General features: G+C 66.9%; 20 protein-coding genes. 13 read left to right on the top strand and 7 right to left on the bottom strand.

Translation table 11 applies throughout. The features are described from left to right. The 4 genes from ACE3P6_RS18935 to ACE3P6_RS18920 all read left to right on the top strand — a co-directional run. Positions 1-617 (top strand): N-acetylmuramoyl-L-alanine amidase (locus ACE3P6_RS18935; protein WP_374397997.1); only part of this gene is annotated, 617 nt, incomplete at its 5' end. 99 nt (positions 618-716) lie between these two features. Next, on the top strand, positions 717-3,278 hold the full coding sequence (locus ACE3P6_RS18930) for a penicillin-binding protein 1A (protein ID WP_374397996.1): 2,562 nt from the start codon (positions 717-719) through the stop codon (positions 3,276-3,278). Between the two features lie 85 nt (positions 3,279-3,363). After that, positions 3,364-4,491, top strand: coding sequence for a peptide chain release factor 2 (gene prfB / locus ACE3P6_RS18925; protein WP_374397995.1), 1,128 nt, complete (start codon positions 3,364-3,366; stop codon positions 4,489-4,491). A 133-nt stretch (positions 4,492-4,624) separates the two neighbouring features. Next, positions 4,625-5,392: a DUF2189 domain-containing protein gene (locus ACE3P6_RS18920; protein ID WP_374397994.1), complete on the top strand. Its 768-nt coding sequence runs from the start codon at positions 4,625-4,627 to the stop codon at positions 5,390-5,392. On the opposite strand, the gene ACE3P6_RS18915 is transcribed toward ACE3P6_RS18920, so the two are convergent. The 5 genes from ACE3P6_RS18915 to ACE3P6_RS18895 all read right to left on the bottom strand — a co-directional run bounded on the left by ACE3P6_RS18915 (position 5,385) and on the right by ACE3P6_RS18895 (position 10,178). After that, entirely contained in the window at positions 5,385-6,791 is a 1,407-nt protein-coding gene (locus ACE3P6_RS18915) for an MFS transporter (RefSeq protein ID WP_374397993.1), read from the bottom strand. The genes ACE3P6_RS18920 and ACE3P6_RS18915 overlap by 8 nt on opposite strands. Positions 6,792-6,836: 45 nt before the next feature. Beyond that, positions 6,837-7,340, bottom strand: a complete 504-nt coding sequence (locus tag ACE3P6_RS18910; RefSeq protein ID WP_374376994.1) for a polymer-forming cytoskeletal protein — start codon at positions 7,338-7,340, stop codon at positions 6,837-6,839. Then, the gene (locus ACE3P6_RS18905; protein WP_374397992.1) at positions 7,330-8,667 is read right to left on the bottom strand and encodes a DUF5930 domain-containing protein; all 1,338 of its coding nucleotides are present in this window, start codon (positions 8,665-8,667) and stop codon (positions 7,330-7,332) included. Before ACE3P6_RS18905 ends, ACE3P6_RS18910 begins: the two co-directional genes overlap by 11 nt. 170 nt (positions 8,668-8,837) lie before the next feature. Further along, entirely contained in the window at positions 8,838-9,650 is an 813-nt protein-coding gene (locus tag ACE3P6_RS18900; protein WP_374397991.1) for a ferritin-like domain-containing protein, read from the bottom strand. Positions 9,651-9,716: 66 nt separating this feature from the next. Then, positions 9,717-10,178 carry a peroxiredoxin gene (locus ACE3P6_RS18895; protein WP_374397990.1) on the bottom strand — a complete coding sequence of 154 codons (462 nt, stop codon included), beginning with the start codon at positions 10,176-10,178 and terminating at the stop codon, positions 9,717-9,719. Between the two features lie 126 nt (positions 10,179-10,304). Here ACE3P6_RS18895 and ACE3P6_RS18890 point away from each other — a divergent pair, with 126 nt between their 5' ends. The 7 genes from ACE3P6_RS18890 (at position 10,305) to ACE3P6_RS18860 (ending at position 19,040) form a co-directional block, all read left to right on the top strand. Further along, positions 10,305-13,709: a hypothetical protein gene (locus tag ACE3P6_RS18890; RefSeq protein ID WP_374397989.1), complete on the top strand. Its 3,405-nt coding sequence runs from the start codon at positions 10,305-10,307 to the stop codon at positions 13,707-13,709. Further along, positions 13,706-14,752, top strand: coding sequence for a tRNA preQ1(34) S-adenosylmethionine ribosyltransferase-isomerase QueA (gene queA / locus ACE3P6_RS18885; RefSeq protein ID WP_374397988.1), 1,047 nt, complete (start codon positions 13,706-13,708; stop codon positions 14,750-14,752). Before ACE3P6_RS18890 ends, queA begins: the two co-directional genes overlap by 4 nt. After that, entirely contained in the window at positions 14,749-15,099 is a 351-nt protein-coding gene (locus ACE3P6_RS18880; RefSeq protein ID WP_374397987.1) for a DUF3147 family protein, read from the top strand. Before queA ends, ACE3P6_RS18880 begins: the two co-directional genes overlap by 4 nt. 13 nt (positions 15,100-15,112) lie before the next feature. Next, positions 15,113-16,366, top strand: coding sequence for an MFS transporter (locus tag ACE3P6_RS18875; RefSeq protein WP_374397986.1), 1,254 nt, complete (start codon positions 15,113-15,115; stop codon positions 16,364-16,366). 55 nt (positions 16,367-16,421) lie between these two features. Further along, positions 16,422-17,009, top strand: coding sequence for a DUF924 family protein (locus tag ACE3P6_RS18870; protein ID WP_374397985.1), 588 nt, complete (start codon positions 16,422-16,424; stop codon positions 17,007-17,009). Positions 17,010-17,085: 76 nt separating this feature from the next. Further along, positions 17,086-18,483 carry a dihydrolipoyl dehydrogenase gene (lpdA, locus tag ACE3P6_RS18865; RefSeq protein WP_374397984.1) on the top strand — a complete coding sequence of 466 codons (1,398 nt, stop codon included), beginning with the start codon at positions 17,086-17,088 and terminating at the stop codon, positions 18,481-18,483. Further along, entirely contained in the window at positions 18,483-19,040 is a 558-nt protein-coding gene (locus ACE3P6_RS18860) for a methyltransferase domain-containing protein (protein ID WP_374397983.1), read from the top strand. The genes lpdA and ACE3P6_RS18860 overlap by 1 nt, the downstream gene beginning before the upstream one ends. 6 nt (positions 19,041-19,046) lie before the next feature. Here ACE3P6_RS18860 and ACE3P6_RS18855 read toward each other — a convergent pair whose 3' ends face one another. Next, entirely contained in the window at positions 19,047-19,934 is an 888-nt protein-coding gene (locus ACE3P6_RS18855) for a sterol desaturase family protein (protein WP_374397982.1), read from the bottom strand. Between the two features lie 1,015 nt (positions 19,935-20,949). Here ACE3P6_RS18855 and ACE3P6_RS18850 point away from each other — a divergent pair. Then, the gene (locus ACE3P6_RS18850) at positions 20,950-22,107 is read left to right on the top strand and encodes an MFS transporter (RefSeq protein ID WP_374397981.1); all 1,158 of its coding nucleotides are present in this window, start codon (positions 20,950-20,952) and stop codon (positions 22,105-22,107) included. Between the two features lies 1 nt (position 22,108). On the opposite strand, the gene ACE3P6_RS18845 is transcribed toward ACE3P6_RS18850, so the two are convergent. Further along, positions 22,109-22,459 (bottom strand): rhodanese-like domain-containing protein, encoded by a 351-nt coding sequence (locus tag ACE3P6_RS18845; protein ID WP_374397980.1) that lies wholly within the window; start codon positions 22,457-22,459, stop codon positions 22,109-22,111. A gap of 157 nt (positions 22,460-22,616) precedes the next feature. On the opposite strand from ACE3P6_RS18845, the gene uvrA reads away from it, so the two are divergent. Further along, on the top strand, positions 22,617-25,481 hold the full coding sequence (gene uvrA, locus ACE3P6_RS18840; protein ID WP_374397979.1) for an excinuclease ABC subunit UvrA: 2,865 nt from the start codon (positions 22,617-22,619) through the stop codon (positions 25,479-25,481). Positions 25,482-25,503 lie beyond the last annotated feature (22 nt).

Here is a 25,503-nt window from a genome sequence, read left to right as displayed (position 1 = left end):
TGACCTTCGCGCGCGAGTTGAAAGAGGCGCTGGTCCGCGACGGGCGCTTCAAGGTGGTGCTGACCCGCGACGAGGATGTCTTCGTGCCGCTGGAAACCCGCACCTCCATCGCGCGAGAGGCGCAGGCCGATGTGTTCGTGGCGCTGCACGCCGACACCCTGGCGGAAGGCGATGCGCAGGGGGCGACGGTCTATACCCTGGCGGCGGAGGCGTCGGACGAAGCCTCCGAGGCGCTGGCGGAACGGCATGATCGCGATGACCTGCTGGCCGGGGTGGACCTGAGCGATCAGGACGATGTGGTGGCGGAGGTGCTGATGGACATGGCGCGCACCGAAACCCAGCCGCGCGCCGAGCGTCTGGCCGATGCCATCGTGACCGCGATCAAGGCGGCCAAGATCAGGATGCACCGCCACCCGCACCAGTCAGGGGGATTTTCGGTGCTGAAATCCCCTGACATTCCGTCGGTGCTTCTGGAAGTGGGGTTCCTGTCCTCTGACCGGGACTTCAAGCGGCTGGCCGACCCGGAGTGGCGGGCGAAGCTGGCCGGGGCGCTGGTGCAGGCGCTGGCGATCTGGTCGGGGGAAGATGCGGCGCTGCGCGCGGCGGCGGCCCCCTGACCGCGAAACCCCGCCGGAACAGGAAGTCGTGATCGGCCAAGGTTTTGACGCGAGGGCGCGTCTGGTATACTGCGGGGGCTTCAACGGAAGGGGCGTCGGGTGCTGAGGTTTGTCGGAAACGTTCTGGGGGGCCTCTTCTCGGCTTTGACGCTGGGGCTGATCTTCGCCGCCCTGACGCTGGGCGGCATCTTCTACATGTATTCCCGCGATCTTCCCAGCCACGAGAACCTGGCGCAATACACCCCCGCGACGATCAGCCGGATCTACAACGGCGAGGGGCGGATCATCGACGAATTCGCCCAGGAGCGGCGGTTGTTCGTCGCGTCCGAGGATATTCCCGACCTGGTGAAGGAGGCCTTCATCAGCGCCGAGGACAAGAACTTCTACCACCATCACGGCTATGATACGCGCGGCATGGTGGCGGCCCTGATCGAGGCGGTGAAAAGCCGCGGCGAAAGCATGCGCGGCGCCTCGACCATCACCCAGCAGGTGATGAAGAACTTCCTGCTGGACGGCAGCCGGTCGATCGAGCGCAAGATCAAGGAGATCATCCTGGCGACACGGCTGGAACAGTCGCTGTCCAAGGACAAGATCCTGGAACTGTATCTGAACGAGATCTTCCTCGGCAAGAACTCCTACGGGGTGGCTGCGGCGGCGCAGACCTATTTCAACAAGCCCCTGTCGGACCTTGCCCCGCACGAGGCGGCGATGCTGGCCGCCATGCCGCAGGCGCCGGGCAAGTACGACCCGGTGACGAACAAGGAACGGGTGACGGAACGGCGGAACTATGTCCTGCGCGAGATGTGGCAGAACGGCTATATCGACGAGGCGACCTACCTGTCCGAGAAGGACATGCCGCTGCGCTCGGTGCAGAACGGCGATTTCGAGGCCTTCCGGGATTCGCTGCCGCCGCGCGACTATTTCACCGACGAGATTCGCCGCCAGCTGTCGGGCACCTTCGGCGAGGAGGAGTTCTTCTCGGGCGGCCTGACCATCCGCGCGACGGTGGACCCCGATCTGCAGAAAGCCGCCGCCGAGGCGCTGCGCAAGGGGCTGGAGCAGTACGACCGCAACGCGGGCGTCTGGCGCGGGACGGGCAAGACGCTTCCCGCCGAGGCTCTGGTCTCGGAACAGGCCTGGCGCGCGGCGCTGGCGGAAGTCGAGGTGCCGCGCGACGTGGAAAGCTGGTTCCCGGCGGTGGTGCTGGAGGTCGGCGAAAGCGACGCCCGCATCGGCATCGAGGGCGTGGCGGATGACGGGGACGGCCATTTCATCCCGGCCGAGGACGTGACCTGGGCCAGGAAGCGGCAGGCGGACGGCAAGCTTGGCAAGAAGGCCAAGGTGGCGGGCGACCTCGTCTCGGTGGGCGACGTGGTTCTGGTGCGCGCGGTCACCAATGACGATGGCACCTTCAAGCGCTGGTCGCTGCGCCAGGTGCCGGAAGTGCAGGGCGCCTTCATGGCGATGGACGTGAACACCGGCCGCGTGCTGGCGATGCAGGGCGGGTTCAGCTACCAGGACTCGGTCTTCAACCGCACCACCCAGGCGACCCGCCAGCCGGGGTCGAGCTTCAAGCCCTTCGTCTATGCCGCAGCGCTGGACAGCGGCTTCACCCCCGCGACCATCGTCGTCGATGCCCCGATCGAGATCGAGACGCCGCAGGGGCTCTGGACCCCGAAGAACGCCTCGAACAAGTTCTACGGCCCGACGCCCTTGCGCACCGGGATCGAGCAGTCGCGCAACCTGATGACCGTGCGGATCGCGCAGGAAATCGGGATGCAGACCGTGGCGGGCTATGCCGAGCGCTTCGGGGTCTATGACCGGATGGGGCCGTTCCTGGCCAACGCGCTCGGCGCGCAGGAGACGACGCTCTTCAAGATGGTCGCCGCCTACGCCATGTTCGCCAACGGGGGCGAGCGGGTGGAACCGACGCTCGTCGACCGGGTGCAGGACCGCTTCGGCAAGACGATCTACCGCCACGACCAGCGCGTCTGCGAGGATTGCGCCCAGCCCGAGCTTCAGACCGGGCAGGGGGTGAAGATCGACACCAACCGCGAGCGGGTGATGAACGCGATCACCGCCTACCAGCTGACCAGCATGATGGAAGGCGTGGTCAAGCGCGGCTCGGCCAGCCGGTTGCGCCTGCCGGTCCCGATCGCGGGCAAGACCGGGACCACGAACGATGCCAAGGACGTCTGGTTCATCGGCTATTCCTCGAACATCGTGGCGGGCTGCTACATCGGCTACGACCAGCCGAAGACGCTGGGGGAAAGCGCTTTCGGCGGCACCCTTTGCGTGCCGGTCTTCCAGGATTTCATGGAGGACGCGATCAAGAAATACGGCGGGGGCGCGTTCAAGGTCCCCCCCGGCGGCTATTTCCGCAACATCGACCGTTTCACCGGCCAGCCGCTTCCCGACGGGGCGACGGGCGACAACGTGGTGGCCGAATACTTCCGCGAGGGCGAGGATGCGCTGATCGGCCTGGGCCTTGTCGTCGACGGCGGTTTCGCGATGGGGGAAAACCTGCCGCTCTTCGCCTATGGCGAGGGCGAGGGCGAGGGGGGCGACCAGGGCAAGACCGTCACCAACTCGCAAGGCGAAACCGTGGTCGTGCCGAAGAAGGCCGACTTCGGCACCGTCTCTTCGGGCGGGCTTTACTGAACCAGCGACAGGCCGAAGCCCGCACCCTTGCCGGGGCGCGGCCTTCGCTTTATGACCGCCCGCGAGAACCCATCAGGACCGACCCATGCGCGCCGAAACCCAAGGCAATGTCGAAGCCATCGAAAAGACCCTGAAGCTCCTGGCGCAGCGGATGGACTGGGAAACCGCTCCGCACCGGCTGGAGGAATTCGATGCGATGATCGAATCCCCGGACCTGTGGAACGACCCTGCCAAGGCGCAGAAGCTGATGCGCGACCGTCAGGGGCTGATGGATGCGGTTGCGGGCTACAAACTGATTTCCGGCGGGCTGAAGGACAATGTCGAGCTGATCGAGTTGGGCGAGATGGAGGGCGATACCGAGATCGTCACCGAGGCCGAGCGCGCGCTCTCCGATCTGGTCAAGGTCGCTGCCGAGAAAGAGCTGGAGGCGCTGCTGGACGGCGAGGCCGACGGCAACGACACCTTCCTCGAAATCAACGCAGGTGCCGGCGGCACCGAAAGCTGCGACTGGGCCTCGATGCTGGCGCGGATGTATGTCCGCTGGGCCGAAAAGCGCGGCTTCACGGTGGAGCTGCAGTCGGAATCCGAAGGCGACGGCGCGGGGATCAAGTCGGCCTCCTACAAGATTTCCGGCAAGAATGCCTACGGCTGGCTGAAAACCGAGGCGGGCGTGCACCGGCTGGTGCGGATTTCGCCCTATGACTCGGCGGCGCGGCGGCATACCAGCTTCTGCTCGGTCTGGGTCTATCCGGTGGTCGATGACAACATCGAGATCGACGTGCAGGACAAGGACATCCGCATCGACACCTACCGCTCCTCGGGCGCGGGCGGCCAGCACGTCAACAAGACCGACTCCGCCGTGCGGATCACCCACTTCCCCTCCGGGATCGTCGTCACCTCCTCGCTGAAATCGCAGCACCAGAACCGCGACATCGCGATGAAGGCGCTGAAAAGCCGCCTCTACCAGCAGGAACTGGACAAGCGGAACGCCGCGATCAACGAGGCGCACGAGAACAAGGGCGATGCGGGCTGGGGCAACCAAATCCGGTCCTATGTGCTGCAGCCCTACCAGATGGTGAAAGACCTGCGCACCGGGCATGAAACCTCGGACACGCAGGGCACGCTGGACGGCGATCTGGACGGGTTCATGTCGGCGACGCTGGCCTTGAACGCCAGCGGCAAGAAACGCGGCGAGATCGCGGACGTCGACTGAGCTTCGCGTCCCGGACCTGATCCGGGGCCTCGGGTGGGGAAGGGAGGCCCCGGATCAGGTCCGGGGCGGGTATCCCAAGGCCTTGCCCGCAAACCCCTTGCCTGCGGCATTGTGCCACGCTTAAGCTTCGGGCATGAGCGTCACACATCCCCCCGCCGTCCCCGAAATCAACGAAGTCGATGCCTCCGACCTGCGCGCCAGTCTTGCAGCCGGATGGCAGGATTTCCGCCGCGCACCGCTTCTCGGCGCCATCTTCTCGGCGGTCTATGTGCTGGGGGGCTGGCTGATCACCTGGGCGATGACGGCGAAGGGGCAGGTCTGGTGGACGCTGCCCGCCAGCGCCGGGTTCCCGATCCTCGGCCCCTTCATCGCCTGCGGCTTCTACGAGATTTCCCGGCGGCTGGAGGCGGGGGAGCCTTTGGTCGCCTCCGAGATCTTCGGAGTGATCTTCCGCCAGAAGGACCGCCAGATCCCGGCCATCGCGGCGGTGATCGTGGTCTATTTCCTGTTCTGGAACTTCCTGTCGCACATGATCTTCGCCCTCTTCCTCGGCAATGCGGTGATGACCAACGTGTCATCCTCGCTGGCGGTGTTCCTGTCGCCCGAGGGGCTGGCGATGCTGGCGTTCGGCACGGCGGTGGGGGCGGCTTTCGCGACGCTGCTCTTCTGCCTGACCGTGGTCAGCCTGCCGATGCTCCTGGACCGCGAGGTCGATTTCGTGACCGCCATGCTGACCAGTTTCGCGCTGGTGCGGGAAAACCCGGTGGTTATGCTGGGCTGGGGCGCGCTGATCGCGGTCTGCCTGTTCCTGGGCATGCTGCCGGGGTTCCTGGGCCTCTTCCTGGTGCTGCCCTTGTTCGGCCACGCGACCTGGCACCTCTATCGCCGCGCGATCACCTGACGGGACGCGACACGAAGAGCGCCAGCAGGGCCGCCAATCCGGCCATCAGGCTGGCCGTCAGCGCGACCGCCCCGAAGGCGGCCCCCGTCGCGGCCAGATGCGCGGGCGTGTCGCCGGTGACGCCGAAGCCGGGCAGGCCGGCGCCATAGGCCGCCGCCGCGATCCGGCCCTGCAGGGCGATGGCGATCAGCCCTGCCACCCGCGCCACCGCGTTGTTGATGCCCGAGGCCGCGCCCTGTTCGCCGTCCTCCGCCCCCTGCATCGCCGCCGCCGTCAAGGGCGCAACCACCAGCCCCAGCCCCAGCCCGGCCAATGCGGTCAGCGGCACGACATTGACCCAGAAATGACCGTGGGGCGCGGCCAGCGACAGCCCGGCATAGGCGCAGGCGACAAGGGTGGACCCTGCAGCCATCAAGGGCCCCGCGCCCCAGCGGTCGGCCAGCCGCCCGGCGGGGGCGGAGAGGATGCCGATGAGGACGGAGATCGGCAGGAAGGCCGCCGTCACCTCCAGTGGCGTGACCTTCCAGGCCGAGACGGCGGTCATCGGCAGGTAGAACATCACCCCGTTCAGCGCGAAGTAGAGGACGAAGGTCACAAGGTTCGTCACCGCCATCGTCCGGTTGCGGAACATCGCCAGCCGCAGCATCGGGGCAGGGGCCACGGCCTCCCAGGCGAGGAAGGCCGCCAGGCTGGCAAGGGCCGCCGGGGCAACCCAGGCCGGGGCCGTCGCCTCGGTCAGCGCCCAGGCCACCATCCCGAGCCCCAATGTCGCCAGCAGCCCGCCGACAAGGTCCACCCGGACGCCGGGCTTGCCCACGTCACCCGGCGTCCGGCCCCGGATCAGCCACAGCGCGGCAAGGCCCAGCGGCAGGTTCAGCGCGAAGACCAGCCGCCAGCCGATCTCGCCGCCCCAGGTGACGAACATGCCGCCCAGCACCGGCCCCAGCGCCGTGGTCAGCGTGGACGCCGCCGCCCAGAGCCCGAGCGCCCGGCCCCGTTCCGCCCGCGGATAGGCGCGCGAGACCATCGCCATCGACCCCGGCACCATCAGCGCCGCGCCCACCCCCTTGACCGCGCGGGCGGCGATCATCTGCTCGGGCGTCAGCGCTGCCGCACAGGCCAGCGACCCGCCGACAAAGACCAGGATCCCCAGCGAGAAGATGCGCGCGATGCCGAAGCGGTCGCCCATCGCGCCCCCCACCAGCACCAGCGAGGAGAGCGACAGAAGATAGGCCGCGTTGATCCACTGCGCTTCCTGCAGCGTTGCCCCCAGCGCCTCGCGCATGGCGGGGGTGGCGATCGAGGTGACGGAGGAGTCGATGAACCCCATCGACGAGGCCAGGATCGCGGCCCAGAGGATGATCCGCCGGTCCGGCCCGGCACAGAAGGAAACGGGCACCGGAGTGCCCTCCGATGCCCGCAAAAGCGTCATGATCGGACGGGATTACTCGGCGTCGCTGGCGGCAGCCGGGGTGTCCAGCCGCACCGTCCCGGCCGGGCGGCCATTGGCCAGCGGGTCTTCCTGGCGCTGCACCGAGCCTTCGAAATGCGCACCCGATTCGATGGCGATGGTCTTGTGGATGATGTCGCCCTCAACCCGGGCGGTCGAGGTCAGGCGGACCTTCAGGCCGCGCACCCGGCCGATCACCCGGCCGTTGACGACGATGTCGTCGGCCACGATCTCGCCCCGGATGGTGGCGCTTTCGCCGACGGTCAGCAGATGCGCGCGGATGTCGCCCTCAACGGTGCCCTCAACCTGGATGTCGCCGGTGGTGCGCAGGTTGCCGACCACGGTCAGGTCGGACGACAGGACCGAGGCCCCGGCCTTGCCCTTCGGCGCGGTGGGGGTGAAATCCATGCTGGGCTTGGTCATCGGGCTCTCCGGGGCTTTGGGCTTCTCGGCCTCGGCCTTGGGGCCCGGCTCGTTGATGCGGCTCTTAGAAAACATTCTTCGCTGCCTTTATGAAGGTCATCGGATTGATTGCGGTCCCGCTGAGGCGGATTTCGTAGTGCAGGTGCGTGCCAGTGGACCGACCAGAGTTGCCCATATCACCGATCCGGTCGCCGCGCGATACCCTTTGTCCGACTTCGACCCGGATGCCCGAGAGGTGGCCGTAGCGGGTCTCGATGCCGAAGTCGTGCTTGATCTTGATCAGGCGGCCATAGCCGTTTTCCCAGCCGGCATAGGTCACGGTGCCGTCGGCGGTGGCAAAGATCGGCGTGCCATAGGCCCCGGCCATGTCCTGCCCCTCGTGGCGGCGCGAGCTGCCGTTGAACGGGTCGTTGCGGTTGCCGAAACCGCTGGTGTAGCGGATCGCGTCATGGACGGGCATCGCGAAGGGCAGCTGGAAGGCCGCGATGCGGTACATGTTCATCTTGTCGAGACCCGACAGGATTGCGTTGGCCCGCAGTTCCTCCGGCGACGGCGCGGCGCCCGAGGTCGAGAAGGAGATCGGGGTCAGCGGCCCGCCCTGGCCGGAATAGCCCTCGCGCACCGCACCGATCAGGTCGTCGGGCGACATGCCCGCTTCGCGGAACATCTTGTCCAGCGGTTCGACCGAAACGGTCAGCGCCTCTTCCAGCTTGGTGAAGATCGCGTCGTTGCGCATCTCCATCGCTTCCTTGGCGTCAGAGATCAGGCGGACTTCCTCACGGGCCTCGTCGGCTTCGGCAAGGACTTCGTTCCGTTCCTCGGCGGCATCCCCCAGGGCGCCGGTCAGGAATTCCAGCGTGGCGAGCGTGTCCTGCGCATGGCCCATCTCGGTCGCGACGCCGGACTGGCTGTTCAGCGCCAGCGTTACCCGCTCGGCCTCGTCCCGGGCGGCGTCGCGGTCCTTGATCGTGGAGCGCAGCGTGTCCTGGATCGCCTCGATCCCGGTTTCCAGCTCGCGGCGCCGGTCCTCCGAGGCGAGAAGCCGCTCCTGCATCTCGGACACCTGGGTCAGCGCGATGTTGAAGCGTTCCTGCGCGCGGGCGGCTTCATCGGCCCGAAGGTCGCGGTCCGAGGACAAAGCGTTCAGCCGTTCCTCGTACAGCGCCTGCTGGCGGGCCGACTGTTCGCGGGCCGATCCGGCGCCGATACTGTCCATCATGATCAAGGCGGTGGCGACGATGGTCCAGGCCAAAGCCAGCGTCCCGCCGACAAGCGCGATGATCTGGGTGGCGGGCCTGAGGCGGATGAACCGGGTCTCGGTGTCGGATTTCAGGAACAGGCGCTGTTCGGGGAAGTGCCGTTCCAGGCTTTGATGAAACCGATAGGCGAGGCGATTCAGCACGTTGGGGTCATCCGTTCATAGCCTTGGCAGTGGCTTTGCAGCAGTGCCCCAAGGCCTCTGGCCCCGGGTTCGGACCTGATTATCCACCCTGTTTCAGGGTCGCAACAATTTTGACCACATGGAGGGTTTTTCCGCGCGGGACATGGATTTGATCGGCAATAAACCGCCGATCAGGCGTCTTGCGCCAGTGGCCAGTAGAAATCGGGCGGAAGGCCTGCGTCGGCCCGCTTTTCCTCGTTGAAGGGTGGTTTCAGGCTGCCGTGGAAATAGCGGCGGACAAGGGCGTGGAAGACCTCCTTCGGGTCGGTGCCGTCGCGCCCGCAAAGCCAATTGAACCATTTCGAGCCATAGGCGACGTGGGAAACCTCCTCGGCATAGATCACCTCCAGCGCCGCAAGCGCCTGGGTCTCGCCATGCTTGCGGAAGAGGTCGATCATGCCGGGCGTCACGTCAAGGCCGCGCGCCTCCAGCACCATCGGCACCACGGCAAGGCGTCCGTGCAGGTCGTGGGCGGTGTCCTCCGCCGCGCGCCACATCCCGGCATGGGCGGGCAGGGCGCCGTAGTGGCTGCCCATCGCTTCCAGGCAATCGCAGATCAGGTTGAAATGCTTGGCTTCCTCGTCGGCGGCCTTGACCCAGTCGTCGTAGAAGCCCAGGGGCATCGGCTGGTCGGCGAAGCGGGCGATGATGTCCCAGTGCAGGTCGACGGCGTTGAGTTCGATATGCGCGACGGCGTGGAGAAGCGCGATCCGCCCCTCGGGCGAGCCGGGGCGGCGGCGGGGCACGTCCTTCGGCGACAGAAGCTCGGGTTTCACCGGGCGGGCGGGTTGCGGGGGCGGCGCGGCTTGTCCGACGGGCAGGGGCGTCCCGGCCTCGCGCGCGGCGAACCAGCGGACGGCATGGGCGCGCCCCAGCGCGGTCTTGGCGCGACCGTCGGCAGTGGTCAGCACTTCCACCGCCATTTCCGCCAGGCTTTGCGTCATCCGTCCTGTCCCCCAAAAGTCTTCGAAGACTTTTGCAAATTCCTTCGAAGGAATTTGGCCCACATGTCACAAGGCTTTCACTGCCGCCAGCACCTCGTCGGCATGGCCCTTCACCCGGTCCACCTTCCAGCGCTTCAGCACCCTGCCGTCGCCCCCGATCAGCAGCGTCGCGCGCAGCACACCCTGCACCAGCTTGCCGAAGAACAGCTTCTCGCCGAAAAGGCCCCAGTCCTGCATCAGATGCCCGCCGTGATCGGACAGCAGCGGCACCGCCAAGCCCTGTTTCGCTGCAAAGCGGTCGTGCGACTTGACCGGGTCCTTCGACAGGCCCAGCACCGCGACCCCCAGCGCCTCGAACTCTGGCAGAAGCGCGTCGAAATCCTTGACCGCCGTGGTGCAGGTCGGGCTGCCGTCCTGGCCATAGGCGAACAGGACGACCGGCTTCGGCCGCAGCGCCGACAGCGTCACAGTGCCGCCACCATCGCGGGGCAGGGTGAAATCGGGGGCGATCTGGCCTTCGGAAATCATGGGCGGCTCCTTGCCTTGCGACGCATTGTGACTATGCATCTGGTTGCCTTCGCGCAAAGATAAAGGCAGGGACAGCGCGCGTCACCCCGGGTTGGGGCGACATTTGCAGCGGGGCGTCAGGCTTAGATGAACGACCAGTCGGCGGGCATGGAAGACGGGCATATCCCCGTTGCCGCGCCGGGGCGTCCCGAGCCGCTGATCCTGACCGACGCGATCCCGTCCACACCCTCGCGGGCCGAGTTGCGCCGGGCGCGCCGGGGCCGGGGGCGCATCAGCCTGACCGTGGTCCTGACCCTGGTTCTGCTGGCCCTCGGCTTCGGCTACCTGACGCTCGCCTATACCGGCAAGACCCTGCGCCTGCCGACCTGGACCGTGGCCGAGGTCGAGGCGCGGGTGAACGCGGGCCTTGAGGGCACGCGCTTGCCGAAGGGAACGGCGGTCTCGCTGGGCGGGGTGGAACTGGCGGTCGACACCGACTTCGTCCCCCGCTTCCGCATCGAGGACATCCGCCTGATCGCGGGCAATGGCCGGTCGCTTCTGGCCCTGCCCGAGGCGCGGGTGGCCTTCGACCCCAGGGCGCTGCTCTCGGGCAAGGTCCGCCCCTCTGAAATCCGCCTGTCGGGCGCGCGGCTGGCGATCCGGCGTGACGTGACGGGCCGGATCGACCTGGAGTTCGACGGGCGCGGCGCGGGGCCGAAAAGCTTTTCCGAAGTGCTGACCGCCGTCGAGGCCCTGTTTGCCAGTCCCGCGCTCGCCTCGCTGTCCCGGATCGAGGCCGAGGGACTGACGCTGGTCATGACCGACGACCGCGCCGGGCGGACCTGGCAGGTGGGTGACGGCAGGCTGGCCATCGAGAACGGCGCGACGGCGATTTCCGCCGAACTCGGACTGACGCTGCTGGACGGGGCGGAACCGGCGCAGGCCGTGCTGACCGTGGTGTCCGACAAGGGCGCGCAGACGGCGCATCTCAGCGCCAAGGTCGACAACATCGCCGCCACCGACCTTGCCGCCATGGCCCCGCCCCTGGCTTTCCTCGGCTTCGTCGACGCCCCGATCTCCGGCGCGCTGGAGGCCCGTCTGGGTGAGGACGGCACCTTCGCGGGGCTGACCGGCAGGCTCAGCCTGGGCGCGGGCAGCCTGGCACCGGGCAAGGGCGCCCGGCCCATCGGCTTTGACCGCGCCGCGATGTCGCTGGCCTACGACCCCGTGACCGCCCGGATCGAGCTTGCCGATCTTTCGGTCGAAAGCGCCTCGCTGCGGCTGAAGGCCAGGGGTCATGGCGACCTGCTTGGCACAGATGGCGGCGCACTGCCGCCCGGGGCCTTGCCCGCCAGCATCCTGGCGCAGATCGCCTTCCAGGAGGTGATGGTCGACCCCGAGGGGCTGTTCGAGGAACCGATCCGCTTCGGGACCGGCGCGCTTGACCTGCGGCTGCGGCTGACACCTTTCCGGCTGGACATCGGCCAGCTTGCCCTCACCGAAGGCGACGAGCGCCTGCTCCTCTCTGGCCAGGTCGGGGCCGAGGCGGCGGGCTGGGGCGGGGCGCTGGACGTGCGGCTGAACCAGATCGACGCCGAGCGGCTGCTGAAGGTCTGGCCCGTCGCTGCCGTGCCGAAAACCCGGGTCTGGTTTGCCGACAACGTGGGCCAGGGCAGGCTGTCGGACGTGCAGGCCGCGCTGCGGCTGGAACCGGGTGGCCAGCCCCTGTTCAACCTGTCCTACGAATTCGCCGATACCGAGGTCCGCTTCGTCCGCACCCTGCCGCCGATCCTGAACGGGCGGGGCCATGCCACGCTGGACAACAAGACCTACACCGTCGCGCTCGACCAGGGCCATGTCATCGCGCCCGAAGGCGGGCGGATCGAGGCCGACGGCACCGTGTTCCAGATCCTCGACATCACCCAGCGGCCCGCGACCGCCAAGGTCGACCTCGTCACCTCGGCCAGCCTGACCGCCACGCTTTCGCTTCTCGACCAGCCGCCGTTCAGCTTCTTCTCCAAGGCCGGGCAACCCTACAACCTTGGCGACGGGCGGGCCGACCTGACCGCGACGATCCTGATGCCGATGAAGCCGAAGATCCCCTTCGAGGAGTTGAGCTTCACTGTCGCGGGCACCATCCGCGACTTCACCTCGCCCGCGCTGGTGCCGGGCCGCATCCTGACCGCGCCCGAGGTCAAGGTCGCGGTCGATACCGACGGCTTGCAGCTCTCCGGCAAGGGGATGCTGGACAAGATGCCGATCGACCTGACCTACCTGCAAGGCTTCGGCCCGGAACAGAAGGGCCGCGCGCGGGTCAACGGCACGGTGATGCTGTCGGATGCGGTGCTGCGCGACTTCGGGGTGGCCTTGCCCGCGGGCTCGGTCAAGGGCGAAGGCCCGGCGGCCATCGACGTGGCGCTGGTCAAGGATGAACCCCCGCAGCTGACGCTGACCTCGACGCTGAAGGGCCTGACCCTGCGGCTCGATGCGCTGGGATGGTCGAAGGCGGCGAAGACCAAGGGCTCGCTCGACATCGAGGCCCGGCTCTCCTCGCGCCAGCCGGTGGTGGAGCGGCTGGAGCTGAAGGCGCCGGGGCTGGAGGCGCATGGCAAGATCACCACGCGCGACGGCGGCGGGCTCGATGCCGCCGTCTTCGACCGGGTCGTCGCGGGCGACTGGCTGGATGCGCCTGTCACGCTGACCGGGACCGGCAAGGGCGGGATGGATGTGGCGCTGACCGGCGGCACGCTCGACATGCGCAAGATGCCCGACACCAAGGGCGGGCCGGGCGGCGGCGGGCCGATCTCGGTCCGGCTCGACGCGCTGCGCATCTCGGACGGCATCCGGTTGACCGATTTCCGCGGCGAGTTCGGCAGCCGGGGCGGGTTCAACGGCCGTTTCGCCGCCGGGGTCAACGGCAAGGCGGAAATCGCGGGCACCGTCGCGCCCGCCGATGGCGGCAGCGCGGTCCGCATCACCTCGGAAAACGCGGGCGCGGTGATGGCGGCGGCAGGCATCTTCGACAAGGGCCGTGGCGGCAACCTCGACATGACGCTGTTCCCGCGCGGGCCAGAGGGCGAATACAACGGCACCGCCACCTTCACCCGGCTGCGCGTGCAAGGCGCGCCGGCCCTGGCCGAGCTTCTGTCGGCGGTCTCGGTCGTGGGCCTGCTGGAGCAGTTGAACGGCGAGGGGCTGGCCTTCAACAACGGCGAGGTCAAGTTCATCCTGACCCCGAAGGCGGTGGAGATTTCCCAGGGCTCGGCCGTCGGCGCCTCGCTTGGCATTTCCTTCGCCGGGCTCTACGTCAACGGCTCGGGCCGGATCGACCTGCAGGGGGTGATTTCGCCGATCTATCTGTTGAACGGGGTGGGACAGATCCTGACACGCAAGGGCGAAGGCTTGTTCGGCTTCAACTACCGGCTGACCGGAACGGCGGATGAACCGAATGTCTCGGTCAACCCGCTGTCGGTGCTGACGCCCGGCATGTTCCGCGAGATTTTCCGCCAGCGCCCGCCGAACCTGAAGGATGCCGAGGGGGGCGGCGGATGAAGCTGTCCGATTTCGATTTCGACCTGCCCGAGGCTCTGATCGCCACCCGCCCGGCCAAGCCCCGCACGTCGGCGCGGCTGCTGCTGGCCGAGGGCGACCGGATCGACGACCGACGCGTGAGCGACCTGCTGGACATCCTGCGGCCCGGCGACCGGCTGGTGTTGAACAACACCAGGGTCCTTCCCGCGCGGCTGTTCGGCACCCGCCAGCGCGGCGAGGCGGTGGCGAAGGTGGAAATCACCCTGCTCGAACCTCGTCCGACCGGCTGGCGCGCACTGGCCAAACCCCTGCGCAAGGTGCAGGTGGCCGAGGTGATCCGGTTCTCCGACCGGCTGTCCGCCACCGTGGCCGGGAAGTCGGAAACCGACCTGACGCTCGCCTTCGACCTCACCGGCGCCGATTTCGACGCCGCCCTGGCGGAGGCCGGGGTGATGCCCTTGCCGCCCTATATCGCCGCCAAGCGCGCAGCCGACGATCAGGACCGCACCGACTACCAGACCGTCTTCGCCCGCCACTCCGGCGCCGTTGCCGCTCCGACCGCCAGCCTGCATTTCGACGAAGATCTGCTGAAGGCGCTCGCCGCCACGGGGGTGGAGTTCACCGAAGTCACCCTTCACGTCGGCGCGGGCACGTTCCTGCCGGTCAAGGTCGAGGACGTGACCACCCACAGGATGCACGCCGAATGGGGCCGGGTCACGGCGGCGGCGGCCGATGAGATCAACGCGACGAAGCGGGCAGGGGGCCGGGTGATCCCGGTCGGCACCACCGCGCTGCGGCTGATCGAAAGCGCTGCGGACGTGGGCGGCACCCTGCATCCCTGGGAAGGCGAGACGGCGATCTTCATCTACCCCGGCTACCGCTTCCGCGTGACCGACGCGCTGATGACCAACTTCCACCTGCCGAAGTCGACACTGGTCATGCTGGTGGCGGCGCTGATGGGCGAAGACCGCATCCGCCGCATCTACGCCCATGCCATCGCAACCGGCTACCGCTTCTTCTCCTACGGCGACAGCTCGCTCCTGATCCCGGAACGGCCGACATGAGCTGGTTCGCGCTCAAGGCCATCCTCTCCGGCATCCTGATCGCCGCCATATCCGAGATCGCCCGCCGCAGCCCCGGCGTTGCGGCCTTGGTGGCGTCCTTGCCGCTGGTGTCGATCCTGGGCGTGATCTGGCTCTGGCGCGATACCGGCGACGGGCCCCGCATCGCCAGCCACCTTGAGGCGACCTTCTGGTACGTCCTGCCCTCCTTGCCGATGTTCCTGCTCGTCCCCTGGCTTCTCCGCCACGGCACCGGGTTCTGGCCCTCGCTCGGGCTGGGCTGCCTTCTGACGATTGCGCTATACTTCCTCCTGCTCTGGCTCGCCCCGCGCCTGAACCTGCCCCTCTGACGAAAGACCCCCGATGCTGCGCGTTCTCTTCCATTCCTGGCCGCTTCTCACCGGAGTCATGCTGCTGATGGTCGGCAACGGCGTGCAGGGCTCGCTCCTTGGCATCCGCGGCACGCTGGAGGAGTTCAACACCCTGCAGCTTTCGGTCGTGATGTCGGCCTATTTCCTGGGCTTCCTCATCGGCTCGCGCCTTGCCCCCGACATGATCCGCCGCGTCGGCCATGTCCGCGTCTTCGCCGCCCTCGCCTCGCTGATCTCGGCCGTGCTGGTGCTGTACCCGATGCTGGTCGACTGGCAGGTCTGGGCGCTGATGCGGGTGATCATCGGCTTCGGCTTTGCCGGGATCTACATCACCTCGGAAAGCTGGCTGAACAACACCGCCACCAATGAAACCCGGGGCCAGGCGCTCTCGCTCTACATGATCGTGCAGATGCTGGGAGTCGTCGCCAGCCAGGCCCTGCTCGCCACCGGAGACCCCTTCGGCTACGACATGTTCCTGATCCCCTCGGTCCTCGTCTCGCTCTCCTTCCTGCCGCTTCTCCTTGCCGACACCCCCGCGCCCACCTTCGATTCCACCACCCGCCTCGGCTTCCGCGAACTGTTCGACATCTCGCCCCTCGGCTGCGTCGGCATGCTGATCTCCGGTGGAGTCTTCTCGGCGATGTTCGGCATGGCCTCGGTCTGGGGCACGCTCAGCTATCTGTCGGTCACGCAGATCGCGCTTTTCACCTCGGCGCTCTATGTCGGCGGGCTTTTGCTGCAATACCCGGTCGGCTACCTCTCCGACCGGATGGACCGGCGCAAGATCATGCTCTGGCTCTCGGTGATTGCCGCGCTGGTGCTGGCGATGGCGACGATCTTCGCCCTGCCGTTCTGGGCGCTGCTGATCGTGGCCGCAGCCTTGGGCGGGATCACCTATCCGATGTATTCGCTCTTGATCGCCTATACCAACGACTTCCTGTCCAAGGACCAGATGGCCGCAGCCTCGGCCGGGCTGATCTTCCTGAACGGCTTCGGCGCGATCTTCGGCCCCCTGGTCACGGGCTGGCTGATGGGCGTCGTCGGCACCAGGGGCTTCTTCCTCTTCATGTTCGTCCTCTACGCCGCGATGGTCGGCTACACCCTTTGGCGGATGGGCCAGCGCGCCGCCCCGGCGCATACCGGCGGTTTCCGCGGCGTGGCACCCACGGCCTCGACGCTCGCCACCGTCGCCGTGCTGGAAAGCGCGCCCGACCTCGGCCCCTCGCCCGGGCTGTCGAAAGGCTAGAGGTTGCGCCTCGCCTGCTTGCCTGTCAGGCTGCCCCGAAACAGGGGAGGCGCCGATGTCGGATCCGGTCGAGGTTCTGGAATTCTGGCTGCATGAAATTGGCCCGAAGGGCTGGTATCAGGGAGGCGAGGAGATCGACAGCCTCTGCCGCGACCGTTTCGCCGAACTCTGGCAGGCCGCCCGTGACGGCGGGCTGGAGCACTGGGTGGACGGCACGGTCGGCACGCTCGCCTATCTGATCCTGACCGACCAGATCCCGCGCAACATCCATCGCGGCACCGCGCTGGCCTTCGCCACCGACCCGCTGGCCCGCGCCGCCGCCCGCAAGGCACTGGAGGCAGGCTGGGACCTGAACGCCCCGGAGCCCGAACGCCAGTTCTTCTACATGCCCTTCGAACATTCCGAAGACCCCGGGGATCAGGCGCTGGCCGTCAAGCTGCTGGGCGAGCGGCTGCCGTCCGACCCCGAGAACCTCCTGCATGCCCGCGCGCATCAGGCGCTGATCCTGCGCTACGGCCGCTTCCCGACACGCAATGCGGCCCTCGGCCGGGAGTCCACGCCCCAGGAACAGGTCTATCTCGATCAGGGTGGCTACGCCGCGCTGGTCAAGGCGATGAAGGACAGCCATGCACCCGGCGCATAGGCCTACGGCAACCCCAACGTTGCTTGGGGTTTCCAGATAGTTTAATGGCAAACTACTTTTTCTGGAGGAGGGAAAGATGGCTGCCCAAAGCTTCGACGTGATCGTGATCGGTGCCGGACCGGGGGGCTATGTCGCCGCCATCCGCGCCAGCCAGCTTGGCCTGAAGGTCGCCATCGTCGAACGCGAGCATCTTGGCGGCATCTGCCTGAACTGGGGCTGCATCCCGACCAAGGCGCTCCTCCGCTCGGCCGAGGTCTTCCACCTGATGCACCGCGCCAAGGACTTCGGGCTGAAGGCGGACGGCATCGGTTATGACCTGCCCGCCGTGGTGGCGCGGTCGCGGGGCGTCGCCAAGCAGCTGTCGGGCGGCATCGGCCATCTGATGAAGAAGAACAAGGTCACGGTCTTCATGGGCGCGGCGACGCTGCCGAAACAGGGCATGGTCTCGGTCAAGACCGACAAGGGCACCGAGGAGCTGACCGCCAAGTCGATCATCCTCGCGACCGGCGCGCGGGCCCGCGAATTGCCGGGGCTGGAGGCGGACGGCGATCTGGTCTGGTCCTACAAGCACGCGCTGGTGGCGACCCGGATGCCGAAGAAGCTTCTCGTCATCGGCTCCGGCGCCATCGGCATTGAGTTTGCTTCCTTCTTCAACACGCTCGGCGCCGAGACCACGGTGGTCGAGGTGATGGACCGCATCCTGCCGGTCGAAGACGCCGAAATCTCTGCCTTTGCGAAAAAGGCTTTCATCAAGCAGGGGATGAAGATCCTGGAGAAGGCCGCGGTCAAGAAGCTGGACCGCAAGCCGGGGCAGGGCGTCACCGCGCATATCGAGCAGGACGGCAAGACCACCACGCAGGATTTCGACACGGTGATCTCTGCCGTGGGCATCGTCGGCAACGTGGAAAATCTCGGGCTGGAAGCGCTTGGCGTGAAGATCGACCGCACCCATGTGGTGACCGACGAATTCTGCCGCACCGGGGTCGAGGGCCTTTATGCCATCGGCGACATCGCCGGTGCGCCCTGGCTGGCGCACAAGGCCTCTCACGAAGGGGTCATGGTCGCCGAACTGATCGCCGGGAAACACCCGCATCCGATCAAGCCGAACTCCATCGCGGGCTGCACCTATTGCCACCCGCAGGTCGCAAGCGTCGGCCTGACCGAACAGAAGGCCAAGGACGCGGGCTATCAGGTCAAGGTCGGCCGCTTCCCCTTCATCGGCAACGGCAAGGCCATCGCGCTCGGCGAACCCGAGGGCATGGTGAAAACCGTTTTCGACGCGAAGACGGGAGAGCTTCTGGGCGCCCACATGATCGGCGCGGAAGTGACCGAACTGATCCAGGGCTATGTCGTCGGCCGCACGCTGGAAACCACGGAAGAGGACCTGATGAACACGGTCTTCCCGCACCCGACGCTCTCCGAGATGATGCACGAAGCCGTGCTCGACGCCTACGGACGCGCGCTCCACATCTGATGCGGTCCTTGAACCGGATCGTGATGCAGAAGCACAGCCGGGACTGGATCGCCAGTCTCGGCCCGGACCGGCTGGACGTGGCCGAGATTTCCGGCAAATGGGGCGCGGAGATGGGGTTCCGCCGCCATTGCAGCTTTCACTACCCGCAGCACGATCCCTGCACCGGCCCCTTCCGCGACGAGGCCGGCAAGGTGCTGAAGTTCGACCTGATCTTGGCCAACCAGGTCTGGGAACATATCGACCGCCCCCACGCTGCCACCCGCAACGTCTGGCGCATGCTGCGGCCCGGCGGCTGGTTCTGGATCGCGGTGCCGTTCTTCATCCCCTATCACGCCGTCCCGGTGGATTGTTCCCGCTGGTCGGCGCGGGGGCTGGCGAACCTGCTGGTCGAAGCCGGGTTCGACGAGGGCAGGGTGCAGGCGCACCAATGGGGCAACCGTCACGCCGCCGCCCGCAATCTGGAAACCCCCTGGCCGCCGGAGTATCGCGCGGGCGACGACCTGACCAACGACCCGGACTTTCCGGTGGTCGCCTGGGCGATGGCGCAGAAGGGCTGAGGCGTGCTACTCGCCGGGCGGAAGCGCCAGTTGGCTGGCGGTCCGACGTGCGTCCAGCCTGCGAGCGATCTTTTTCGCGACACCTCGCAACAGTCGCACCCATTGCTGGAATGGATAGATCCAGATCAGGATCGGGTTCTTGTCGCTGAGACCCGAGGCGCGAGCCCCCATCGGCGCACGGCAGGGACCCGGATCGTAGTAGGTGCCGAACACCACGTCAAAAAGTGGCACCATGGTGGCCAGGTTCTTGCCCTGGGCTTCGGGCACATCCGCATGGTGCCAGCGGTGGAAGGCAGGAGAGGCGATCAGGTACTTGAAGCGGCCATGCGTCCAGTCAAGATCGAGGTGGACGTAGAAGTTATGTATCAGCCGCAAGAGGGCCAGGATCGGGATAAGTTGCGGCAGCTGCATCCAGGTCAGCAGGAAAAGATAGGTGATCTGCATCGCCGTGGTTTCCAGGAAGTGAACCCGGAATGTGGTGAAGCCGTTCACATGCGTGTCGGTGTGGTGCGCCGCATGGGCAGGCCAGCCCCAGCGGGTATGCATCGTGCGATGCAGGAAGTAGTCGCAGAAATCGCGTCCCAGGATCACGAGAAGGAAGCCGATCCAGACCGCAGAGCCGGACCAGAAATTGGCCGGAAGCGTCGGGATATTCAGCGACTGGTAGGTCCGCTGGGCAATCCCATTGATCTCGGCGTGGAAAAACAGGCTTGCCACCATGTTCATGACATGCACGATGAATGTCGCGGCGGTGTTCTGGATCGCATTGCGACCGAGTTCGTCCTTCTTCTGGAAGACGACGTAAAGGACCACCGAGAAGACTGCGCAAATCAGGTAGAACGCTGGCTCGCGCAGCGTGCGAATGAAGTCGTTGAGTGTGTCGAAGAACTCCATCAACCGCAATTCCTGTATGGACGGTCGCTCTGCGCGACCCGCTCCGTAGCTGCCATGTCACGGAACGAATTGACGACCAATGTGGCACGAGTTTGACGAATTGTTGTGCCTGCGGCGATGATCAACGAACGTGACAGATCCGGTTGAAACGTACTGGAATCGGCTTGAACCGAGGGACACCAACGGTCCAAGCGCCAGCAAGCAAACCCCGGTGCATGAAATCACGCACCCTACCAGCCGTATCGCCACAGCCGGATACTGCCAATCCTCCGGCTTCGAGCCGGGCACGGAAGGCCTTGATGACTGGGCCATGGCGGGAGGCGCTGAAGCCCGCGAGGGAGGCCGGAGTCACTGGCATGGGGGCAAGCCCTGCAAGGCTCGCGATCTTGAGGTTGCCGCGCTGTCGCGGTTCGGGCTGGCCGGTGATCGGGACGTCGGCATGCGTCGGGCCGATCCCGGGAACCGAACGCAGGCGGCGCGCCTCGTCAGCGAGCCTGTCGCTGGTGTCAATCACGGCACGGTCTTCAGATGGGCCTGGAGGACGTCGAGAGGTTCGCGATCTCGCGGGCGAGCCAGGAATCGCGCGCGGGACCGGAAAGCCGGGCACGATCCGGGTCTTTCGGCGGGGCGGATACACGCTCCGGCGTCCGGTCCATCGGGCCAGCATCTCAGCGTCAACGCGGTCGGTCCTGGCCGGATTTCCGTTCTTCGGCCCGCTCGAACCAGTAGCGCGGGTTGACGCGGGCGCAGCCAGCCCCGGCGTGGGCCAGTGCTGCGGTCAGCGGTCCCCGAGGCCTCTACTACCACCAGAAGCATCGCAGACCCAAAGACACAAGGGTGGCTGCCAATCCACCGTCCCCCAGCGAAGTAGGGCAAAGCCACCGACGAGCGACTGCCGGAAGTTAAGATTTCCTGAACGTCCGCGCGCAAGCCTTTGAAAACAAAAGACGCGATTTCCTGTCCACCGTGGACACGCCTCTGGCATCCCGCTCCCGGTCCCGCTACCAATGAGCCCATGCGCCCGCTGCCCCCCATGCTCCTCGTCCTCCTCCTCTGGGCCGCCGGTCTCGGCGCCGCCGCCCAGTTCGGCAAGATCTCGATCCTCTACGATAGCCTGCGGGCGACCTACGGCGGCAGCGGAGAGGTCGCTCTCGGCCTCGTCGTCTCCATCGTCGGCATGGTCGGCCTGATCTTCGGCACCACCGCCGGACTGCTGGTCGCCCGCATCGGCCCCCGCCGCGCCATCGTCGCGGCCCTGACGGCCGGGGCCGCGATGTCGGCCCTGCAAAGCCTGATGCCCGCCTACCCCCTGATGCTCGCCACCCGCCTCGTGGAAGGCGCGAGCCACCTCGCCATCGTCGTCGTCGGCCCCACGATGATCGCCGCCCTCGCCCCCGAACACCGCCGCCCCCTCGCCATGACCCTCTGGTCCAGCTTCTTCGGCGTGACCTACACGATCCTCGCGCTCCTCGGCCCCCACCTCACGCCCACCAGCCTCTTCCTCGGCCACGCCGCCTACATGGCCGCTCTCGCCGCGATCCTCGCCCTGACCCTGCCGCCCGATCCGCGCCACAGCCACCCTCCGCTCGGCAACCTCCTCGCCCAGCACGCCGAGATCTACCTCTCCCCCCGCCTCGCCGCCCCGGCGATGGGATTCTGCTGCTACACATTCCTCTACGTCGCCATCCTGACCCTGCTGCCGCCGGAAACCCCCACTACCCACCGCGCGCTGATCGCCGCCGGGATGCCGCTCGTCTCCATCGCCGTGTCGCTGACGCTGGGGGTGAGGTTGTTGGCCCGGATGTCCGCCGTCCGCCTCGTCCAGCTTGGCTACACTGCCGCGATCCCCGGCTTCCTGCTCTTGTGGCTTTTCTGGGGGCAGGGGGCCGGGATGGTGGCCGGAGGCTTCCTCCTCTCCGCCGCCCTCGGCATCGTCCAGGGCGCCAGCTTCGCCTCGATCCCCGAGCTGAATGCAACCCCCGACGACCGCGCCGGCGCAGCCGGGGCGGTGGCCCAACTGGGGAACCTGGGCACCACCACCGGCACGCCGGTCCTGGCGGCCTTGCTGGCCAGTGCCGGACCTGCGGGACTTGCCTCTGCCGCCGTCACCCTCTGCCTCGCGGGGATTGCCATCCACGCCCTGCAGAAGGCCCGGCGGCAGCGGCTGGTCTGAGCTACAGCGCCACCACCGCGCCGCCGCCCGCCGCCCAGTCGCGCAGGCCCCCAAGGTTGACGACCGGGCCGTAGCCCATCCGGGTCAGCGCCTCCGCCGCCATCCCCGACCGCCCGCCCGAGGCGCAGTAGACCGCCACCGGCAGGCCCTGCGGCAATTCGCAGCCCGGCTGGCGCGGATCGCATTTCAGCGGCACCAGCGACAGCGGGATCAGCCGCGCCCCCTGCGCCACGCCCGACGCCCTGGCCTCGGCCAGTTCGCGGACGTCGATCAGCAGCATTCTGCCCTGAGCCACCTGTTCGGCGATCTCGGTCATGCTGGGCTTGGGGGTGGGACGAAGGAAGGAAAACATGGCACACCTCGGTTTGTCAAAATAGCTATATAGCTTTGAAGGTGATAAAGTAAAGCCCGCAGATTTGCCGATGATCGTTCATGATCCGTTCACATTTTCCGGTTGGAGACTCGGCAGAATTGACCTATCTCTGCGGTTGCTGCTCCGAGGACAGGTCATGGCCGAACAGAAGTTCATCGAAGTGCGCGGCGCGCGCGAGCATAACCTCAAGGGCGTCGACGTGGCGGTCCCGCGGGATCAGCTGGTGGTGATCACCGGCCTTAGCGGCTCCGGCAAGTCCTCGCTCGCCTTCGATACGATCTATGCCGAGGGGCAGCGGCGCTATGTGGAATCGCTGAGCGCCTATGCCCGGCAGTTCCTCGACATGATGGGCAAGCCGGATGTCGACCATATCTCCGGCCTCTCGCCCGCGATCAGCATCGAGCAGAAGACCACCTCGAAGAACCCCCGCTCGACCGTTGGCACGGTGACGGAGATCTACGACTACCTCCGTCTGCTCTTCGCCCGCGTCGGTACGCCCTACAGCCCCGCGACCGGCCTGCCGATCACCGCGATGCAGGTGCAGGACATGGTGGATGCGGTCATGGCGATGGCGGAGGGGACGCGGGCCTATCTGCTGGCGCCCATCGTCCGCGACCGCAAGGGCGAGTACAGGAAGGAATTCCTGGAGCTGCGCAAGCAGGGCTTCCAGCGGGTGAAGGTCAACGGCGCCTTCTACGAGCTGGAGGAACCGCCGACACTGGACAAGAAGTTCCGCCACAACATCGACGTGGTGGTGGACCGGATCGTGGTGCGGGAAGGGATCGAGACCCGGCTCGCCGACAGTTTCCGCACCGCGCTGAACCTCGCTGACGGGATCGCCGTCATCGAGCTGGCCGATGCCAAGGAAGGCGAGGAGCCGCAGCGCATCACCTATTCCGAGAAATTCGCCTGCCCGGTTTCCGGCTTCACCATCGCCGAGATCGAGCCGCGGCTCTTCAGCTTCAACGCCCCGTTCGGCGCCTGCCCGGTCTGCGACGGGCTGGGGGTTGAGCTGTTCTTCGACGAACGGCTGGTGGTGCCGTACCAGAACCTGACGCTGCTGCAAGGCGCCATCGCGCCCTGGGCCAAGTCGAAGTCGCCCTACCTGACGCAGACGATGGAGGCCCTGTCCAAGCACTACGGCTTCAACCTGAAGGCCAGATGGAAGGACCTGCCCGAGGCGGTGCAGGAGTTGTTCCTGCGTGGTTCGCAGGGCGAGGAGATCGAGTTCCGCTATGACGAGGGCGGGCGGGTCTATCAGGTGAAGCGGGTCTATGAGGGGATCATCCCCAACATGGAACGCCGCTATCGCGAGACCGACAGCGCCTGGTCGCGTGAGGAGATGGAGCGCTACCAGTCCAACCGCGCCTGCGGGGCCTGCGGCGGGTTCCGGCTGAAGCCCGAGGCGCTGGCGGTGAAGATCGCCGGGTTGCACATCGGGCAGGTGGTGCAGATGGCGATCACCGAGGCGTTCGCCTGGGTGGAGGGTGTGGCGGCGACGCTGACGAAACAGCAGAACGAGATCGCCCGGGCGATCCTGAAGGAAATCCGCGAACGCCTTGGGTTCCTTGTGAATGTCGGCCTGAACTACCTGACGATGAGCCGGGCGGCGGGGACGCTGTCCGGTGGGGAATCGCAGCGGATCAGGCTTGCGTCGCAGATCGGGAGTGGCCTGACGGGGGTGCTTTATGTGCTGGATGAGCCGTCCATCGGCCTGCACCAGCGCGACAATGACCGCCTGCTCACCACGCTGAAGAACCTGCGCGATGCGGGGAATACGGTGCTGGTGGTGGAGCATGACGAGGACGCGATCCGCGAGGCGGATTACGTTTTCGACATGGGGCCGGGGGCGGGGGTGCATGGCGGGATGGTGGTCAGCCACGGCACACCTGCCGAAGTGGCGGCGGACCCGGCGAGCCTGACGGGGCAGTATCTTTCGGGCACGCGGGAGATCGCGGTGCCGAAGGTGCGGCGCAAGGGGAACGGCAAGAAGTTGGTCGTGGTGGGTGCGACGGGGAATAACCTGAAATCGGTGACGGCGGAGTTCCCGCTGGGCAAGTTCGTCTGCGTGACCGGGGTGTCGGGGGGCGGCAAGTCATCCCTGACCATCGAGACGCTGTACAAGACCGCCGCCATGCGGCTGAACGGCGCGCATGAGACGCCTGCGCCCTGTGAGACGATCAGGGGGTTCGAGCATCTGGACAAGGTGATCGACATCGACCAGCGCCCCATCGGGCGGACGCCACGTTCAAATCCAGCGACCTATACCGGGGCCTTCACCCCGATCCGCGACTGGTTCGCCGGGCTGCCGGAATCGAAGGCGCGGGGCTACGGGCCAGGGCGGTTCAGCTTCAACGTCAAGGGCGGGCGCTGCGAGGCTTGCCAGGGCGACGGTGTGCTGAAGATCGAGATGAACTTCCTGCCCGATGTCTATGTCACCTGCGAGACCTGCAAGGGCCACCGCTACAACCGCGAGACGCTGGAAATCAAGTTCAAGAACAAGAGCATAGCCGAGGTTCTTGAGATGACCTGCGAAGATGCGCGCGAGTTCTTCCAGGCGGTCCCGGCGATCCGCGAGAAGATGGACGCGCTGGTCGAGGTGGGCCTCGGCTACATCAAGGTCGGCCAGCAGGCAACCACGCTCTCCGGCGGCGAGGCGCAAAGGGTGAAGTTGTCGAAGGAGTTGTCGCGCCGGGCGACCGGGCGGACGCTCTATATCCTGGATGAGCCGACCACGGGCCTGCACTTCGAGGATGTGCGGAAACTCCTGGAAGTGCTTCATTCGCTTGTGGAACAGGGCAATACGGTCGTGGTGATCGAACACAATCTCGACGTGGTGAAGACCGCCGACTGGGTCATCGACATCGGCCCCGAGGGCGGGGATGGCGGTGGCGAGATCGTCGCGACCGGCACACCCGAGGATGTGGTCAAGGTAGAGGCCAGCCACACCGGGCATTATCTGAAGGACCTGCTCAAATCCCGCAAGATCGCGGCGGAGTAAGGTGGGCCGTTCGCCCGCCCTG

Origin of the sequence: Tabrizicola sp., from assembly GCF_041911175.1 — a bacterium.
Taxonomy (GTDB): Bacteria; Pseudomonadota; Alphaproteobacteria; order Rhodobacterales; family Rhodobacteraceae; genus Tabrizicola.
The sequence above is the reverse complement of the archived record's forward strand: the minus strand, read 5'-3'. Positions and strand labels throughout refer to the sequence as shown.